Annotated in this window: 15 protein-coding genes and 3 pseudogenes; 10 read left to right on the forward strand and 8 right to left on the reverse strand. The window is 68.5% G+C overall.

The annotated features are described in order from the left end of the window. The first annotated feature begins 24 nt into the window (after positions 1-24). From IZR01_RS01315 to IZR01_RS52915, 3 genes are all read left to right on the forward strand, one after another. Positions 25-879 carry a siderophore-interacting protein gene (locus IZR01_RS01315; RefSeq protein ID WP_194922558.1) on the forward strand — a complete coding sequence of 285 codons (855 nt, stop codon included), beginning with the start codon at positions 25-27 and terminating at the stop codon, positions 877-879. A gap of 382 nt (positions 880-1,261) precedes the next feature. Continuing rightward, entirely contained in the window at positions 1,262-1,903 is a 642-nt protein-coding gene (gene merB / locus IZR01_RS01320) for an organomercurial lyase (protein WP_194922559.1), read from the forward strand. Positions 1,904-2,136: 233 nt separating this feature from the next. Next, entirely contained in the window at positions 2,137-4,593 is a 2,457-nt protein-coding gene (locus IZR01_RS52915) for a TnsA-like heteromeric transposase endonuclease subunit (protein ID WP_323746868.1), read from the forward strand. 381 nt (positions 4,594-4,974) lie between these two features. Here the strand turns inward: IZR01_RS52915 and IZR01_RS01335 are convergent, their stop codons facing one another. The 6 genes and pseudogenes from IZR01_RS01335 to IZR01_RS01355 all read right to left on the reverse strand — a co-directional run bounded on the left by IZR01_RS01335 (position 4,975) and on the right by IZR01_RS01355 (position 9,944). Next, a complete protein-coding gene (locus IZR01_RS01335; protein WP_194922561.1) occupies positions 4,975-5,601 on the reverse strand; it encodes a hypothetical protein in 627 nt (208 codons plus the stop codon). After that, a complete protein-coding gene (locus tag IZR01_RS49875) occupies positions 5,598-6,017 on the reverse strand; it encodes a hypothetical protein (protein ID WP_228558763.1) in 420 nt (139 codons plus the stop codon). Before IZR01_RS49875 ends, IZR01_RS01335 begins: the two co-directional genes overlap by 4 nt. A gap of 53 nt (positions 6,018-6,070) precedes the next feature. Then, complete coding sequence (locus IZR01_RS49880) at positions 6,071-7,450, reverse strand: tyrosine-type recombinase/integrase (protein WP_228558764.1); 1,380 nt, start codon at positions 7,448-7,450, stop codon at positions 6,071-6,073. 302 nt (positions 7,451-7,752) lie between these two features. Next, positions 7,753-8,739: pseudogene (gene htpG / locus IZR01_RS01345) on the reverse strand (molecular chaperone HtpG); the annotation flags it as partial. Positions 8,740-8,829: 90 nt separating this feature from the next. Further along, complete coding sequence (locus IZR01_RS01350; protein ID WP_194922562.1) at positions 8,830-9,231, reverse strand: DUF2267 domain-containing protein; 402 nt, start codon at positions 9,229-9,231, stop codon at positions 8,830-8,832. A 38-nt stretch (positions 9,232-9,269) separates the two neighbouring features. After that, complete coding sequence (locus IZR01_RS01355; RefSeq protein WP_194922563.1) at positions 9,270-9,944, reverse strand: HSP18 transcriptional regulator; 675 nt, start codon at positions 9,942-9,944, stop codon at positions 9,270-9,272. Between the two features lie 112 nt (positions 9,945-10,056). On the opposite strand from IZR01_RS01355, the gene IZR01_RS01360 reads away from it, so the two are divergent. Then, complete coding sequence (locus IZR01_RS01360; RefSeq protein ID WP_194922564.1) at positions 10,057-10,494, forward strand: Hsp20/alpha crystallin family protein; 438 nt, start codon at positions 10,057-10,059, stop codon at positions 10,492-10,494. A gap of 1,143 nt (positions 10,495-11,637) precedes the next feature. Then, complete coding sequence (locus IZR01_RS01365) at positions 11,638-11,871, forward strand: hypothetical protein (protein ID WP_194922565.1); 234 nt, start codon at positions 11,638-11,640, stop codon at positions 11,869-11,871. A gap of 206 nt (positions 11,872-12,077) precedes the next feature. Here IZR01_RS01365 and IZR01_RS01370 read toward each other — a convergent pair whose 3' ends face one another. Further along, positions 12,078-12,260, reverse strand: a complete 183-nt coding sequence (locus tag IZR01_RS01370) for a hypothetical protein (RefSeq protein ID WP_194922566.1) — start codon at positions 12,258-12,260, stop codon at positions 12,078-12,080. Positions 12,261-12,573: 313 nt separating this feature from the next. On the opposite strand from IZR01_RS01370, the gene IZR01_RS01375 reads away from it, so the two are divergent. Continuing rightward, entirely contained in the window at positions 12,574-13,125 is a 552-nt protein-coding gene (locus IZR01_RS01375) for a hemerythrin domain-containing protein (protein WP_194922567.1), read from the forward strand. Positions 13,126-13,343: 218 nt separating this feature from the next. Continuing rightward, positions 13,344-13,658, forward strand: coding sequence for an ANTAR domain-containing protein (locus IZR01_RS01380; protein ID WP_194922568.1), 315 nt, complete (start codon positions 13,344-13,346; stop codon positions 13,656-13,658). 40 nt (positions 13,659-13,698) lie between these two features. Here the strand turns inward: IZR01_RS01380 and IZR01_RS01385 are convergent, their stop codons facing one another. Then, a complete protein-coding gene (locus tag IZR01_RS01385) occupies positions 13,699-13,959 on the reverse strand; it encodes an integrase core domain-containing protein (protein WP_194922569.1) in 261 nt (86 codons plus the stop codon). Between the two features lie 91 nt (positions 13,960-14,050). On the opposite strand from IZR01_RS01385, the gene IZR01_RS01390 reads away from it, so the two are divergent. The 3 genes and pseudogenes from IZR01_RS01390 to IZR01_RS01400 form a co-directional block, all read left to right on the forward strand. After that, positions 14,051-14,851 (forward strand): hypothetical protein, encoded by an 801-nt coding sequence (locus IZR01_RS01390; protein WP_194922570.1) that lies wholly within the window; start codon positions 14,051-14,053, stop codon positions 14,849-14,851. Beyond that, positions 14,776-15,854 (forward strand): annotated as a pseudogene (locus IZR01_RS01395) (TniB family NTP-binding protein). The gene IZR01_RS01390 and the pseudogene IZR01_RS01395 overlap by 76 nt, the downstream one beginning before the upstream one ends. Further along, a pseudogene (locus IZR01_RS01400) lies at positions 15,851-16,655 on the forward strand (TniQ family protein); the annotation flags it as partial. The pseudogenes IZR01_RS01395 and IZR01_RS01400, both read left to right, overlap by 4 nt.

Below are 16,655 nucleotides of genomic sequence, written 5' to 3' on the forward strand. Positions count from 1 at the left end.
CCGCTGAAGGATCCGAGGACACCCATGACGCAACGTCCTGAACGCGGCGGACGCCGCAACACCCCGCCCCGGTCGGCACAGGTCATCTGGGCTGAGCGCATCACGCCACACATGATCCGCGTCGTCCTCGGCGGCCCGGGACTGGAAGGCTTGCCCGTCGGCCAGTACACCGACCACTACATCAAGATCCACTTTCCGCGCGAAGGGATCGCATACCCCGAGCCCTACGACATCCAGCGCAACCGGGAAGAACTACCGCGCGAGCAATGGCCGGTCACCCGCACCTATACAGTCCGCCGCTGGGAACCAGAGAAGCTGGAACTGACCGTCGACTTCGTCTACCACGGCACAGAAGGCATCGCCGGACCCTGGGCCGCGAACGCGAAGCTGGGCGACACACTCCTGTTCAGCGGTCCCGGCGGCGGCTATGCCCCCGACCGGGACGCCGACTGGCACCTACTCGCCGGAGACGAAAGCGCCCTACCAGCGATCGCGGCATCCCTGGAGCGGATCCCGGAAGGTGTACGGGCCCACGCCTTCATCGAGGTCAGCGGCCCCGAAGAGGAGCAGCAACTGGAAACGGCCGCCGACGCCACGATCACGTGGATCCACCGCGGCACCGCACCGGTCGGCAAAGCCCTCGTCGCGGCAGTGTCAACGCTCGACTTCCCGGGCGGCGACGTCCGCGCGTTCATCCACGGCGAGGCCAGCCTCGTAAAGGAACTGCGACGTCTCCTACTGATCGAGCATTCGATCCCGCGCAATCAGGCCTCGATCTCAGGCTACTGGCGCCTCGGCCACAACGAGGACAGCTGGCAATCCAGCAAACGCGAGTGGAACGCCCAAGTCGAGGGCGAACAAGTCGGCACCACCAGCTGACCCAACGCGCCGAACAACGAAGCACCGGCTTGGCCGAGGCAACAGGCCAGCCCTGATGTGGCGAGGCCAGCCTCAGCTTTCCGTTTAACCTCAGAGCTTGGTCAATGCTCTGCCGTTGGGTTTCAGAACCTGGTTGAGCCAGGCGTTTAACCCCGAATCCGACCCGCCGTTCCAAGGAGCCCTGGCGCTGACCTGCCGCCTTGACCCGCCGTCAGAGGGAACGCTCCGCTGCCGGCGGCGGCAGACCGGCCGCACCGACCGCTGCCGACCTGCCCGAGGCTGTGAAGTTGTGAGTCCCCAGGTCGTGCCGGGATGACGCGCGGGACCGCCTTCTCGCACCCCCGAGCTGCGAAAACAGCCCAGCCGACTGAGGATGAGATACATGACCGACGTCAACAGCCAGAAGATGGCCGACATCACCGAAGAGCTGTTCGCGAAGTGGAACGCGCCGGAAGGCGTCGAGCTCATCCGCGAAGGCGCGAAGATCGTCAGGCACCTCAAGGAGCACGGCCCGCTGCCCATCGAGACGGCGGACGCGATGCTGCCCGACGAGGAACGCGCCAAGGGCGTCGGCATGGTGCAGTTCTTCCGGGACCGCCACTATGACCTGGAGATGGACGGCCGCGGCAACATCGTCGGCGCCGGCCTGTCGCTGATCGACAACTCCCGGCACACCGCGGAGCTCGACGGCACGGTGTTCCGCCAGTGGTGCGTGGCCGACGCGGTGATGTTCCCCATCATCTTCGGCGGCGACTCGCCGGTGACGACGTCCTGCCCAGCCACCGGAGAGCCGATCTCGTTCACCGTGACGCCGACGGGCATCGAGGACGCCTCGCACCCGGATCCGTGGTTCACGCTGGCGGCGGGCACCGGCGGCTCCGCCCGGGTCCGGTTCTGCGACCGGGTGAACGCCTACCGCGACCGGCCTTCGGCCATGGCCGCCGCGGCAGCCGACCCGGAGATCGCCGCCGGGCCGGTCGCGGACCTGTGGACGACGGCCAAGAACCTGGCCGCTCTGTTCTAGGCATCTGAGCGATCAACCGTAGCCTTCACTTTCGCGCAGATCGACCGTCGAAAAGCCGTTCGCTTCACCGTCACCGTTACGCTGTACCGAACGGAACTACAGGCAACAAGTGTCCTATCTCAGCGGATCGCACGCAGTCTCACTGAGGATGACGTATTCGACCATTGTCTCACCTGACGTGTCGCAGATCGCTACAGTGTTCGCATTCTGATGGCCGTCTTGGGGAAGGTGCTGTGGGCAGCGCGTCTTCGGCTGTAGCCGTCGAGCCATCGTCGGCGTTCGAGTTCGGTCTTTGCTATCTGGAAGGCAACGGGAGCGGTGCACGTGAGTGCCGGGCGTTGCTGGCAGCCGGGTGGGGGACGCGATTCGAGGACGTTGCACCGGTCCGGCGCTTCCCGTCGTTCCAGGGGCAGCGGAACTTCCCGGGCACCTGGTGGGCTGCGACATCGGGGGAACTGATCGGCTTCGAGTCCTGGCTGGAGCGCGACCGGATCATGCTCCTGGACTTCTCCTCCCAGGTGACCGCGTTCTCCTCGCAGCCATTCTGGCTCACCTGGCTGGACGAGGACCGGCCGCGCCGACACGCGCCGGACCTGTTCGCGCGGCTGTCCGACGGCACCGGGCTGGTGATCGATGTCCGGCCCGACAACAGGATCTCCCCGAAGGACGCCGAGACATTCGCGCTGACCGCGGCCGCGTGCGAGTCGGTCGGCTGGCGGTATGAGCGAGTCGGGGAGGTCGCTACCGTGCTGGCGGCGAACGTGCGGTGGCTGGCCGGCTACCGGCATCCGCGCTGCATGAACCTGCCGATCGCCTCGGAACTGCTGCGGGCCTTCAGCACGCCGGCCGGCGTCGCTCCTGGAGACCGTGCAGGGGCTCGGCGACCGGATCGCCGTGCTGCCGACGTTGTTCCACCTGTTGTGGTCCGGGGCGCTGACCACCGATCTGGAGACTGCGCCGTTGTCGGGGACGGCTCTCGTGGCGCGGCGCACTGCCCGATGAGCGTCTCACGCCCGCCGGAACTGCGGATCGGCGACCGCATCCGGCTCGGCGGCACCGAGCACACGGTGCTCGGGCTGACCGGAACGGCAGTCCGCCTCCTGGACCCGTCCGACGGTGCCGAGGCCAGCGTGATGCTGACCGAGCTGTTCGCAGCCCCCGGATTCTCCCTGGCGACCAGGGCCGCCGTCGCGCCGCTGGCATCGCAACAGCTGCTGGAGGGGCTGCCCGCCGAGACCGTCGAACAGGCCCGCTGGTGGGAGGACCACATCGTCGAAGTGCTGACCGGAGTGCCACCGCAGGCCGGACCCGGCGCGGTCGCCAGACCCGAGTACGACCCACTCATTAGGACGCTGCGGCAGCGCGAGACCGCGAAAGCCGCCGAGTTGGAGACACTCGGCCGCACGGTCACGCTGCGGACCTTCCAGCGCTTGCGCTACCGCTATGAGACCGGCGGGCTGCTCGGGTTGATCGACGGCCGGACGACCCGGCCGCCGTCAGTGACCGGGCGGGTCGACGAGCGGGTCGTGGACGCGGTCCGCCAGGCCGTGCGGGAGCAGACGCAGGCCTCGACCGGCACGGTGGACCGGCTGCGCCGCCGAGTCGAGCAGATCCTCGCCGGCCAAGACGACGGCCAGGACCCCGTGGTCATGCCGTCGCGGGCGACGTTCTATCGGCTGGTACAGCGCGTCTCGGCCGGCAAGCACACATTCGGATCCGCCCGCTCGCGGCGGTCGCTGGCCAAACAGCCCGACGGCCCGTTCGGAACCGTTGTCGCGCTGCGGCCCGGGGAGTGGATGCGGATCGACTCCACCCCGTTGAACGTCCGGGTCGTGCTGGACAACGGCATGGTCGACCGCGTCGAGCTGACCTGGCTCATCGACATGGCGACGAGAACCATCTCGGCGGCGGTGCTGCGGCCGTCCACCAAGTCCGTGGACGCGGCACTGCTGCTGGCACGGTCGCTGACTCCGGAACCCATGCGGCCGGGCTGGTCCGAGGCGCTGCGGATGTCCCGGTCGGTTCTGCCGCACCGGCGGCTCACCGCGATCGACGAGCGGCTGGAACACGCCGCCGCCCGTCCGGTGATCGTCCCGGAGACCGTGGTCTGCGATCACGGCATGGTCTACATGTCCCAGACCTTCCGCAACGCCTGCCGGGCGATGGGCATCAACTTCCAGCCCTCGCACGAGGGATCGCCGTGGGAGAAGGGCTCAGTGGAGACAAGTTTCTCCGGGCTCGACACCCTGTTCGCCCAGCACGTCGCCGGCTACGTCGGCAACAGCGTGGAGAACCGGGGCCGGGGCGCGGAGAAGACGGCGGTCTGGTCGATGATCGAATTGCAGGAGCTGCTGGACGAGTGGATCGTCGTCGGTTTTACCGACCGCAGGAGCTTGAATACCAGCTCTGAACTGCGACGATTCATAGACTACATGTCTGCGACGCCCGATGGGTGCCGGGCGGCATCGCCCGTTGGGGTGGTTCTTCGGTGCAGGGCAATCGATGTGGAAGCAGCCGATGGCGGGCCCGAAGGGCCCGCCATCGGCTGCGGAATGTGTGGTCAGTCGATCGATTGGATGGGCCTGCGTAGTGGAGCGAGCTGTCCCAGCCGCTCTTGCCAGCCTCCTGGCTCGACGCGGTGGGCTTCGAGTTGCTCAAGGAGCGGGCGGGTGAGGCTGGCGAAGCGGTAGGTGGTGTGGACGTCTGGGTCGTGCTTCAGCTCCAACACCGTCGGCAGCGCCCAGGCGTCTTCGGGTGTCAGCAGGTAGGCGTTGGTTTCGGACCGGCCGGCGTTGCCACCGTCCTGATCGCCCAGGATGACGTAGGCCAGGGCGACCGGCTCGCCGACGTACTGCTGGAAGACCGTGAGGCCGTTGAGTCCGACGGTCTTCAGTTGGATGGGCAGCATCCAACTCGCGCTTGAGGTGTAGGCGAGAAGATCGAAACCGATGTCTCGCTCGGGCCGGGCAACTTCGACACCCGACCGCAGAAGTTGAGAGGTGAACCAGCACCGACCGAGGACCTCGGTCGCACCGGTGTCGCTCATGAGGAACCCCCTTTCACGCCAGACGCTATCGGCTGGGGCCGACACCGGACTGGTCGGCGTTTTGGGCTTCGAGGGCTGCGACGCGTCGGTCGTGGAATCGGAGATTGGAGCGGGCCGCCGTTAGTCGCTCGTCCAAGGTGCGGTTGTCGGCGGTGAGCTGGCGGACGCGCTGCTTGAGGGAGGTGTTCTCGGTGGTGATCCGGCCGATGGCCTCCTCGGTCCACTCGGTTTGAAGGTCGCGGATCTGGCCGAGGAGCTCCGCGATCCGAGCGCGTTGACCGAGGAGCTCCGCGATCCGAGCGCGTTGACCGAGGATCTCGGCGTGGGCGGCTTTGAGGGCGTCCTCGGCGTTCAGCGCCCGCTCCCGCCAGGTCGCCTCTCGTTCGTCGTCGGCGGCCGTCAGCAAGGCGATCGTTCGTTCCCCACTGGCGGTGATGGCCGCCGCGACGGCGGCGCCGGCGTCGGGGTTGCTGTAGATGAAGGTGCGTGAGACGTTCGCGCGGCGGGCAACTGCCGCCACTGACAGCTGTGTCTTCTCTCGTCTGAGCTTGGCGATCGCAGCCTGGACCCGATCGAGTACGTCGGCAGTGCTCTGTCTGCGGGCTTGCAGCGCAGCGGCGGTGCGCGGGCCGGGGATGCAGGGAACGGTCATCCCGCGCACTCCTCCTGTTCGGACGGTTCGGCGTCGTCGCAGACGGCATCGGCGAGGTCTGCGGCACGGAACGCGGTGGACCAGATGCGGTGGAAGTAGTCCTGGGGCTTGCGCAGGTCCAGGGCCAGGGCGTCGGCCAGCAGACCGAGGCCCGCCAGGGCCTTCTCCAGACCGTCGATCGCCCGGGCGGTGGGCTCGAAGTAGCGGTGCAGGTAGTCGGCGGTGGCGTCGTCCGGGGCGCCTTCGGCGAGCAGCCGCCACTGTTCGCGTTTGCGCCGCCAGTAGAGCAGGTCGGCCCCGGACAGGACGAACTTGTCGCAGCTGTGGCAGTTCAGGTCCCAGGGGCAGGCGCCGCCGTCGACGACGGGCTGGAAGGTGCAGAACCCGCCCTCGGCCGGGGTGCTGCGCCGCGACAAGTCGATCGCCAGGGCCTGTGCCTGTTCGCGGGTCAGTGGAGTCGTCGGCTCGGTCAGTGCTCGCCGGGGTTGGCCGAGCCCGGGCCGGTGACCCAGACGTGCTGGAGGACGTCCTCCAGGTCGGACTGGGTGAGATGGATGTAGTGCTCGGCCATCCGTTCGGAGACGTGGCCCAGGTAGCGGCGGACGTGGGTCAGGCTCGCGCCGGCCCGCAGCAGACTGGTCGCCAGAGAATGCCGCGCTTGGTGCGGGACCCAGCGGCCGATGTCGAGTTCGTCGATCCAGAGCTTGAAGCCCTTGTGGAACCACTTGTAGCTCAGCGGCCGGCGGCCGTCGCGGTTGCGGATGTTCGTGGGGAACAGCGCCATCTGGGCGCGTTCCTCGGCGGTGGGCGGCCGGTTGTTCCTGGCCTCGAACAGGGTCAGGGTCTTGCGCTGGCGGGCTTCCAGGATCTGGTGGATCCGCTCGGGGATCCGTAGCGCCTGGTCGTAGTTGCCGACCTTGGTTTGGTCGTGCCAGAGCATCGGGAGCCCGCCGTAGCGGCCGAGGCAGTCCAGGCGGAGGTGGAGGACCTCTCCGCAGCGGCGGCCAGTAGCGATGATGGTCTCCCAAGCGTCGCGCAGGCCACGGTCGCACGGGTCGTAGGACGCCGCGAGCCTGCGCAGGTTCGCCTCGTCCGCGAGGGCGTGGGCGACCTCGTCGGCGAACGGTTGCCGGGAGCGGCTGACCATCCGGCCGGAGGCCGGCATGGCGGCGATGAAGGCCCGGTCCAGCCCGAGTCGTTCGGCCTCGCCGGACTCCAGTGCCCCGCGCAGTAGTCGCCGTGTGCGGTGGAAGACGCGCTGTCGGGTGTTGGCGGTCACGATCGACGGTTTGCCGCGGACGCCTCTGGCAGCCAGCGAGATCAGGCCGTCCCGCTCGCGCTGCCGCTGGTCGGCGACGAACTGGTGCATGTGCTCGGCCGTCAGCGTCCGCGGATCGTGGCCGCCGGCCGGAGCGTGGATCTCCAGGAAGGTACTCAGCTCCAGGCCGGCTCGGCGCATGTCGTCGAAGGTGCCTCCGCTGCGCGGGCATCCGGGAGAACGCAGGATCGCAACCAGGTGGTCCCAGATCAGGTCGCGCAGCCAGCGTTGGGAGATGCCGGTGAGGTCGATGCGGACCGCGCGGCCGGTGAGCTTGCGTCCGAAGTGCTCGGTGACGATATATCCGAGCTCACGCGTCTCGGAGGGTGTCACGTAGAGCGGGTGCAGCCATCCGGTGATCGCCCGCAGGATGTGGACTGCCTCGCGGCTGACGACCTTCCGCAGAAGTTGTTCTTCCTCGGGACTCGTGTCCGTCAGCGACCGGAGGCCGTGCTCGCGGGCGAAGTTCGCCAGGCCCTGCAAGGTGACCAGCTCCCAGCGGCCGTGCGGCCTCTGAGTGTAAGCGAACATGCCCCACTTGATCTCCGCCCGCAACAGCGGATACAACCCCGGAGGTTGACCTGCGCGGGCCGCAGGACCGCCGCCGCGCTCGCGCACCACAGCTCGAAGGCGTGCTCGTCCTCGTAGTTGACCGGCACGACCAGCCCGCGGCGTCCGTAGCGGGTGCCCCACTGCGACGGCAGGGCCGCTCCTCCCGGCCTGCCGTGCCTGCCATAGAGGCGTTCGTGCCGGAAACACAGTTCGAGCGGAGAGTCCGCCAGTTCCGGACAGGCCTGGACCCGGCAGCTGCCCTAGCCGGGAAGCGTGTGTACCTTGACGAAGCGCAGGTAGTTCGGCATCAGCGCTTCGCAGTCGTCCATGATGAACACCCGCTTGACGTATAACTGCACGCCACGTTTGGTCTGGTGGGAGAACAGGTCGAAGGGAGCCTGGGAGGGGATGAACAGCAGCGCGTCGTAGGCGAACGTGCCCTCCGAGCGCATGTGGATGATCTCGGCCGGATCGGCCCAGTCGTGGCTGATCTGCTGATAGAACTCCTGGTACTCGGACTCGGTCACCTCGCTGCGGGCCTTGGCCCACAGCGCCTTCATCGAGTTCAGCGTCTGCATCTCGGTGACGGTCACGCCGTCTTCGGCGCCGCGTTCGACCGGCATGCGGATGGGCCAGCGGATGAAGTCCGAGTATTGCTTCACGATCTGGCGGATCTTCCACTCGGCCAGATAATCCGCGAGCCCGTCCTCGCTGTCGGCGTCCTTCAGGTGCAGCGTGACGCTGGTGCCCACCGGCAGGTCATCGACGGTGGAGATGTCGTACGTCCCCTCGCCATCGGACTCCCACAGGGTGCCCTCGTCCGTCCCGGCGCGACGCGTTCGCAAGCGCACCTCGTCGGCGACCATGAATGCCGAGTAGAAGCCGACACCGAACTGCCCGATCAGGCTCTGGGCGGCCTCGGCGTCCTTGGCGGCCTTGATCTTCTCCAGCAGGCTCGCGGTACCGGACTTGGCGATCGTGCCGATCAGCTCCACCACCTCCTCGCGGGTCATGCCGATGCCGTTGTCCCGCACGGTCAAGGTGCGCGCGACCTTGTCGACCTCCAGCTCGATGCGCAGATCGGAGGCGTCGACATCGGGGGCGGAGTCGACGAGGGACTCCAGGCGCAGCTTGTCCAGGGCGTCGGAGGCGTTCGAGATCAGCTCGCGCAGGAAGATGTCCTTGTTCGAGTAGATCGAATGAATCACCAGCTGCAACAACTGACGGGTCTGGGCCTGGAACTGAAGGGTCTCGACACTGGTTCCCACCGGCGGGGTCTCCTCTCAGGGTTCAACTCAGGGTTCAGCGTGGGGATCAGGCTCAGCCAGGCCGCCTGCCGACGATGGCCGGCCTGCGGTTCAGTCCTCGGTGTGTGCGGGCTGGCCGAACAGCGGCGGCCAGTCGGGCGGCAGCTGCATCAGCACATGCTCCATCAGACGGGGCCCGGCGATATCGGCGACCACCGAGAGCACCGCGCCGATGTCCCACAGCGCCGTGGCCTCCGTGGCACCTTCGATCCAGGCGGCGGTGGCGCGCACGAACCGTTCGGCGTCCAGCGGTTCGGCAGCCGGCAGCGGGTTCAGCAGGATCAGCGTGTACGTCTCCGGAAGACTCGCGGCCAGCCGGGCCCGCACCTGGCCGACCAGATGCGCGCCCAGCAGCGCCAAAACCACCCGGGCGGCCCGGTCGGCCTCGTGGCGGTCGCGGTACTCGCCACGGTCGATAACCTGCTCCAAGAACGACTCGAAACGCACCACCATCACGGAGCCTCCTGTTAAAGCGGTGATCTGTCTGGTGTTCACGACGAGGAAGGGCGACGGCTACGGTCGGAGGCCGCCCTCACTTCGGCGATGCTGGCGCCCAGCTGCCCGACTTGCTCGGCCAGACCGGGATGGCCGGGCTGTAGCAGCCCGCGGGTGTCGGCCAGCGGCGCCAGCAGGTCCGCGACGTCATCGCGGCCCAGCGCGTCGTGCAGCGCGGACAGGCCGGTGGCGCCGGAATCCAGGTCGGTCAGTGCGCCGATCTGTCCGGCCAACTGCCGCAGCCCGGCAGCGTTGTCCCGCGCCCAGACCGCCACCGCCTTGTCCCCGGCCCGCTTGTCCCGCTCGGCCGCCACGCGTTGATCACCGGTGCCGACGCCGCCGTCGGGCGAGGGCCGCAAGCGCAGGTAGCGGCGCTCGGCTGCTTGGCGACTGGCGACGCCAAGGGCCGGGGCCAGATCGGCCCAGCTGGTGCCCAGGGCGCGGGCGGCCTCGATGAGTTCGGGCTCCCAGCCGGCTATCTCGGTGCGCAGCTCGCGCAGCAGCGTCAGTGCGGCCAGCACCTGGTTGGCGTTCAACGCCGCCCCTGCCTGGGCGGGCACGTCCGGCGGTGCCTGGACGGCGTGCATCGCCTGTGTGATCTTCCTTAAAGCGGTGCCCGTGTCGAAGGCCGTCACCTGTGCCGCTGACGGGCTGCGCTGTGCGTGTTCCATCACGTCATCCCCTCGGCGACGCCGCCGGTTGTCGTCTTTCCAGTGACATGCTAGCCCCGGGATCGTCAGCGAGTCGACCCCGATGGTCGACCACTCACCTGGAGGTGACCCCATGTTGATGCGCACCGACCCCATCCGTGACCTGGACCGCATCGCCCAGCAGCTGCTCGGGACCACCGCCGCGGGTACCTGGTCCCGCCCGAACCCGATGCCCCTTGACGCCTGGCGTGAGGGGGACGAGTTCGTGGTCTGTTTCGACCTGCCCGGCGTGTCCCTGGACGCCATCGACGTCGACGTCGAACGTAACGTGCTCACCGTCAGGGCCGAGCGCCGTCCCACCGCGATCGGCGAGGCCAAGGTGGAGATCTCGGAACGGCCGCTGGGCGTGTTCTCCCGCCAGCTGTTCCTCGGAGACACCCTCGACACGGAAAACGTAATGGCTGACTACAACGCCGGCGTGCTGACCCTGTGCATCCCGGTTGCCGAGAAGGCCAAGCCGCGTAAGGTCGAGATCACCGCCAGCGGTGAGAAGAAGGCGATCAACGCCTGACCCGCCACACGGCATGTCACCGCCGCCTCTAGTGGCCGCCTCCTCCGCGGCCGCTAGAGGCGGAACACAGTGGAGCAGGCATGATCCAGGATTCATCCGCGATCCTCGCAGGTCGTCGGCGATGCCGACGCCGGACTGCTCAGTCATGCCTTCCGGCGTCTGGCCCGTGGCGACCCGGGCCGACACCGATTCTCGGCCGGCCACATGGGCTCTCGGTGGGATGGCGCCGCGTCCACCTGCGCAGCGGCCCTTCTGCCAGGTGATGCTGTCGCTGCCGCACGGACATCCGCCAGGTATCGCGGGGGCGCTCGAACAGGGCCGTAAATCTCCTATCCGTTGAAGACCGCGCGCGACGTCGGCGTCGGCGCCATAGACGACGGCCCCCAGACCCGCCTGTATCACGGCCGCCCCATGCACATTGGGCGCGGGCTCGCTGGAGGAGCAGAGCAGCGCGCCGGTAAGGCGGGAGTCCTCGACGACGCGCACGCGTCACGGATCGCCCTGATCTCGGCATACGCCGTCGGGTCCTTCCCGTATTGTCCAGGGAATGCAGCATCGCGGGGGTGCTCGCCGTCCGCATCGTCGGAGCGACCCCAGCGCGGCCGGGACCAAACGGGCCCGTCATGGAAGCCACCGCCGACTGGGCAGCGACTGGGGGCGGCAAGGACTTCACTGGCTGGACACTGGTGGGCGGTTGCAGAATTGCTGCGTGCGTCATAGTCGACTGTCAGGAAGGAACCCGGCTGTGGTTGCGAGATTCGCTGGACCTCGGGGAGTACCCGAACCCAACCGCCGACCAGCCTGATCAGCAGCCGGGCCCACCAACGCCCCCTGGGGAGACACCGATGTCCGACATAGCGCCCTAGGAGGATCCCGGACAGGGCTCCGACATCTTCCAGATGCCGGCGCGGCGGGTGGAGCCGGGCATGTTCGTACTGATCGACGGCCGTGCGTGCCGGGTGGCCGGGGTCGTCCCGGCAGCCGGAGACCAGGTCAGAATCATCGGCGTCGACATGTTCGCCCCCCGCAGATCCGATCAGCCTCCTGCTCACGTCCGGCCCGCCCACGGGACCAGCGCCGAGGCCATCCTCACGTACTCCGACGAGACTCCTGCCCGGGGCGTTTCCGAGATCACCATCCCTGTTGCCGCGACCATCGACTGCCCGGTGGTACGGGCGAAAGGACTGGACCGTCATCGACATCACCGACACGATCTTGACGCTCCAGGACCTACAACACCCCGACAACACCTGGCGCCTCGGCTACGAAGACGATCCCCGACATCTACCCGGCGACCTGCCCGCGTTCCGCGGCATGACCGCCCGCGTACTGAACGCTCAAGGCCGCTCGAAGATCGACCAAGTGTTCGTTGAATAGCCCACCCCGTTGCATCCCACACTCCAACTATACCGTCGCCGTTACTGACCCACGCTCCTAGGGTCGGATCGACGACGCGGCTTCGGTGGTGATGAAAACGTCGGCCAGACCGGCGAGTTCCAGAAACCTGCAGCACCGCCTCGGAAGGCTCTGCGAGCCGGAACCGGCTGCCGTGCACCCGGGGGCCTGGAACCGGGCCCCGACCTTCAGCCCGGTAGAGTCGAGGAATGTGACCCCGAGCAGCCGACCGTGACGGCCTGCCCCGCGATGACCACGGGGTCCATGGCGTCCCACAGCTCGTCGTCGGCGGCCAGATCGACCTCGCAAGACACGACGACCACGGCCTGCCCGCCGGTCTCGGCGACATCCACCGCGAATCTGACCGCCATGGCCGCGCGCCTCCTAGCGTGCCGCCTCGTTCCCCTGCCGAGCCTAGGGCGGTCGCGGCGCCATGACAGGCGGCACCGCCACCAGCAGCCGTCGCGAGCAGGCGGTCGCGCTGATGCTGGCGCATCCTGAACGGCACCGTCCCCGGCCCCGGCCCTGCTTGGAGTGTCCCGACGACCCCGCGTCTGGTCGGAGTCCCCGGCGTGCCGGCCGGTTGCCGCCCGAACGGTTGAGGTTGACCGGCCGGCACCCCGGGAATGATGCAGCAGAGCTGCCGGCCGGCAGGCCGGGCAGCGCCTGGGAAGGAAGCCGGCGATGGGGCATGGCGGCAACATCATCGAGGAGCTCACAGCCGATCACCGACGGGCCGAGGCCATGTTCGACGTGATCACCGGCCTTCCCGCGCGCAGCGCGCAGCGGCGTAAGGCGGCCGATGAGTTCACCGTCGAGCTCGTGCGCCACTCGGTCGCCGAGGAGAGGGACCTCTACCCCGCAGTCCGGGAGCACGTCCAGGACGGCGACGAACTGGCCGACTTGGAGATCGTCGACCACACCGTCCTGGAGCAGCACCTGAAGACCCTGGAGATGCTGGACGCCGACCACGCCGACTTTGACCGCCTGGTGGAGACGATCCTCATCGACGTCACAGCGCACTTCCGCGACGAGGAGGACCGCCTTTTCCCGCTGCTCGCGGCGGCCTGCACCCCCGAGCAGTTGAACGGACTCGGCGACAAGGTCCGCGCCGCCAGGAAGCAGGCGCCAGCCGGTCCCTGGTCTTCGGACGCCACATCGCCGAACCGGTTCCTGGCCCCCGGCCCAGGACTGGTCGACCGGGCCCGCAACTACTTCACCGGCCGTGGCTGGTGAAACACCGACCGGGCCGACCGGGCTGACCACCGCCAAAACCGCAACCTCTTCACCGACGACGCGGCCAACCTGATCCACCTGACCGCCCGCGGCTCCCCCGCCCGGTCAACAACCTCGCACTCCAAACGCTGGTTGCCACCTTTGCGGCCAACAAGCTCCTGGTAGAGGAGAACGCAGTCCGCTCCGCCGTCGCCGAGGTCCTGGACTGACATAGAGTCATGGAGCACCATCGAGCCCACCCCAGACCCCGGCACAGCTTCGGCAGCATCCGCGAAGCGATCAGACCAGAGAGCCGGGGAAGCACCATAAACCAGCAGATCAACGGGACACAGCCCGAAAACGCGCACGTCATCTATGACCGAGCCGCAGTCAACCAGGCCGCCGGGATGATCAGCGTTCAGCTCGAAGTGCCGATCCCCGCAGCGTTGCTGCGGTTGCAGGCATACGCCGCCGACCACGGACAAACTGTTGCGGAGGTCGCTGCCGATGTCGTGGCCCGCCGACTCAGGTTCGGCACCGACGGCACGGACTGACTCGCTGGCACCGTGCCTGCCACCTGAGGGTGCCGATAACCTATGCGACCTGCCGATACTCGTGGAGCAGCCCTCCGGCGCGATCACGCCGCCGGACCCGGACCTCCGCGAGATCGACCACGTTGTCCGGCAACGGACGCGTCGGCGCGGCCTGGTCCAGGGAGCGGTGAGGGTGGTGGCCGTTGTAGGACGCCTCGTAATCACGAAGCAGCCGCATCAGATGCCCCAGGTTCCAGATCAAAGTCCGGTCGGTCAGCTCCGCGCGCAGGGACCGGAACCAGCGCTCCACGATCGCCTCCATCAACACGCTGTGGTGCCAGCACCTGCCCGGCTACACCGGGGCGAACACCTCCCGGCGCGGAGCTCGCGTCGAGGCGGCGGCTGCCTGGACGGTGGCTGAGGCCTCGGATCTGTTCGCCGAGTGGCTGATCGCCGGATGGCAGTCCCGCCCGCACGATGCTCTTCGCGATCCGTACTTCCCGGCCAAGGCCCTGTCGCCGAACGAGGCCTACGCCGCGCAGGTCGCGGCCTGCGGATATCTGCCGCTGACGCTGTCTGGCCAGGACTATCTGGAGCTGCTGCCGGTGGCCTGGCGGGCGATCAACGACTACGGCGTCCGGATCGGCTACCGCACCTACGACACCGACCACCGCGAGCACGGCCACGACCCGCTGGGACCCTACCACCGACAGCACTCGGGCATCGCCGCGAAGAAGGGCCTGTGGCCTGTCCATTACGACCCTTACGACTTATCGCAGGTCTTCGTGCGCACCAAGACCGGCTGGGTCACGCTGCCCTGGACCCACAAGGCGATGGTCACCGCGCCGTTCGCCGACTTCACCTGGCGCCACGCCCGCGAGCTGGCCGCCGCGCGGGGCCTGGACGACACGAACGAGACCGACGTCGCCCGCGTCCTGGACAACCTGCTCACCCGCGCCGAGACCGGCCCCGCCGACCGGCGCACCGACCGCATCGCGCCCCGCACCAAGGCGTTCGTGACCATCGTGGCGATCCCGAAGGAGAGCGAACCGAACGAGGACGACGACTCGCAACGCCCTGACGCCACCGTGATCCCGTTCGGGATCTTCGATGCCCATGCCGAGGCCGAAAAGTGGTTATGCCCCGCACTCGACCGACCTGGCCGTCCGTCCCGCCGGGATTCGCCGACGACATCCCGCCGGACAACCCGCTGACCACGACGGAAGGATGGGCCGCCTTCGTCGGCCACATCCCGATCCCGCCGGTGTTGTTACCCGCCGAGCAGCACTCGGCGCTGCCGGCCAGAGCGCGGGCGGCCGATGATGAGGCCCGGCGTGACTACCACGCCGATCTGCCGCTGGTGAACACCCCCACCGTCGCCAAGGTGATCGCGACCGGGCGGCTGCTGATCCAGTTGAACCGGCGGCAGATCTCCGCCCGCCGCGGCGCGATCATCAGCGGCATGTCCGGCACGGGGAAGACCACCGCGCTGACGCAGCTGGGCCGGGCGCACGAGATCGCGGTCCGCAACCGCCACGTCGGCAACGCCTTCCGGCTGCCGGTCATCTACGTCACCGTCCCGCCAGCGGCCGCCCCCAAAATGCTGGCGGTGGAGTTCGCCCGCTTCCTCGGCCTGGACTTTCCCTCCCGCGCCAACATCACCGACGCGGTCTGCTCGGTGGCCGCCTATATCGGAGTGGACCTGGTGCTGGTCGACGAGATCCACAACATCTCGCTGGCCACCCGCACCGGCGCGAAGGTCTCCGACGCGCTGAAGTACTTCGCCGAACGCCTGACCGCCACGTTCATCTACGCCGGCGTCGAGGTCGAGGCCGCCGGGCTGTTCAACGGGGCCGCGGCCGGCAGATCGCCGGACGCTTCACCGTCCTTGCCGCCTCCCCGTTCGCCTACGGGACCGCCGACCAGCGCCACGCCTGGCATGCCCTGATCGCCACCTTGGAGAGCACGCTGCGGCTGCGCGACCACACCCCCGGCGCACTCCAGACGATGGCCGAATCCCTCTACCGGCGCAGCGGCGGAATGATCGGCAGCCTGTCCCAGCTCATCCGCGGCGCGGCGATCCTGGCCATCGACACCGGCACCGAGAAGATCACCGAGGACCTGCTCGACCTGGTCCCGATCGACTACGCCGCCGAACGCGCCTCCGCCCCGGCCAAAGCCCGCCCCCGGGCCCTGGGCAAGGCAGCCGCACTATGACGATGGCCCGGCTGGCGCGCCTGCACGACCTGGACGACGACGAGATCTGGCGCCAGGCATCGGTCCCCGACCCCACCGAGATCCGCCGCCGCGTCGACATCCACCGCCTGGCCGCGCTCACCGGACGCCCCGCCGCCCACCTGGCCGGCGCACTGCCGGAGCTGCGGGACCCGGGCCCGCACTGGCCCGCGTTCCGACACGCACCCCAGACCGGCTGCCCACGCTGCGACGCCCACCACCCCGGCGGGCCCATCTACCGAATCCTGCCCCACCACCGCTACGTCTGCACCCGCCACCTGCACTGGATCGGACCCCCGGACCTCAACCGGCCCGGCCCGGAACTCCACACCTTCCCGGAGATCGTCACCGCCCAACACCGCCACCTGCGGCTACTACGACGCCACGGCTGGGCAGCCACCTACGACGCGGTCCAGACCGGCTTCATGATCTGCGGCCACCTCTGGGAAGCAACCTGGGAGGAACGCTTCGGGCCGACGCTGCTGCGCGGGATCTGGGACTCCCGCTGCTACCAGCTGATCCCCGAAGACACCGAGACCCAGACGTTCAGCGCCTCACGCATCTTCGCCGCGGTCTATCCCAAAGCCGTCGACCTCGCGGTCATCTTGGCCTCGCCGTTCTGGCGCAAGACCGTCGCCGGCGGCAAACGACAGCTCGCAGGCTTCGTCGCCGAGATCGGCGACCGGATCTACGACCCCTACTACCAGCCGCGCAACGGCGACGCCATCGCACACTGGATCGAAGAAGACTGCTGGCGCCCACCAAGCCCACCCCCGACCAAGT

Source organism: Catenulispora pinisilvae (assembly GCF_015356865.1).
Taxonomy (GTDB): Bacteria; Actinomycetota; Actinomycetes; order Streptomycetales; family Catenulisporaceae; genus Catenulispora; species Catenulispora pinisilvae.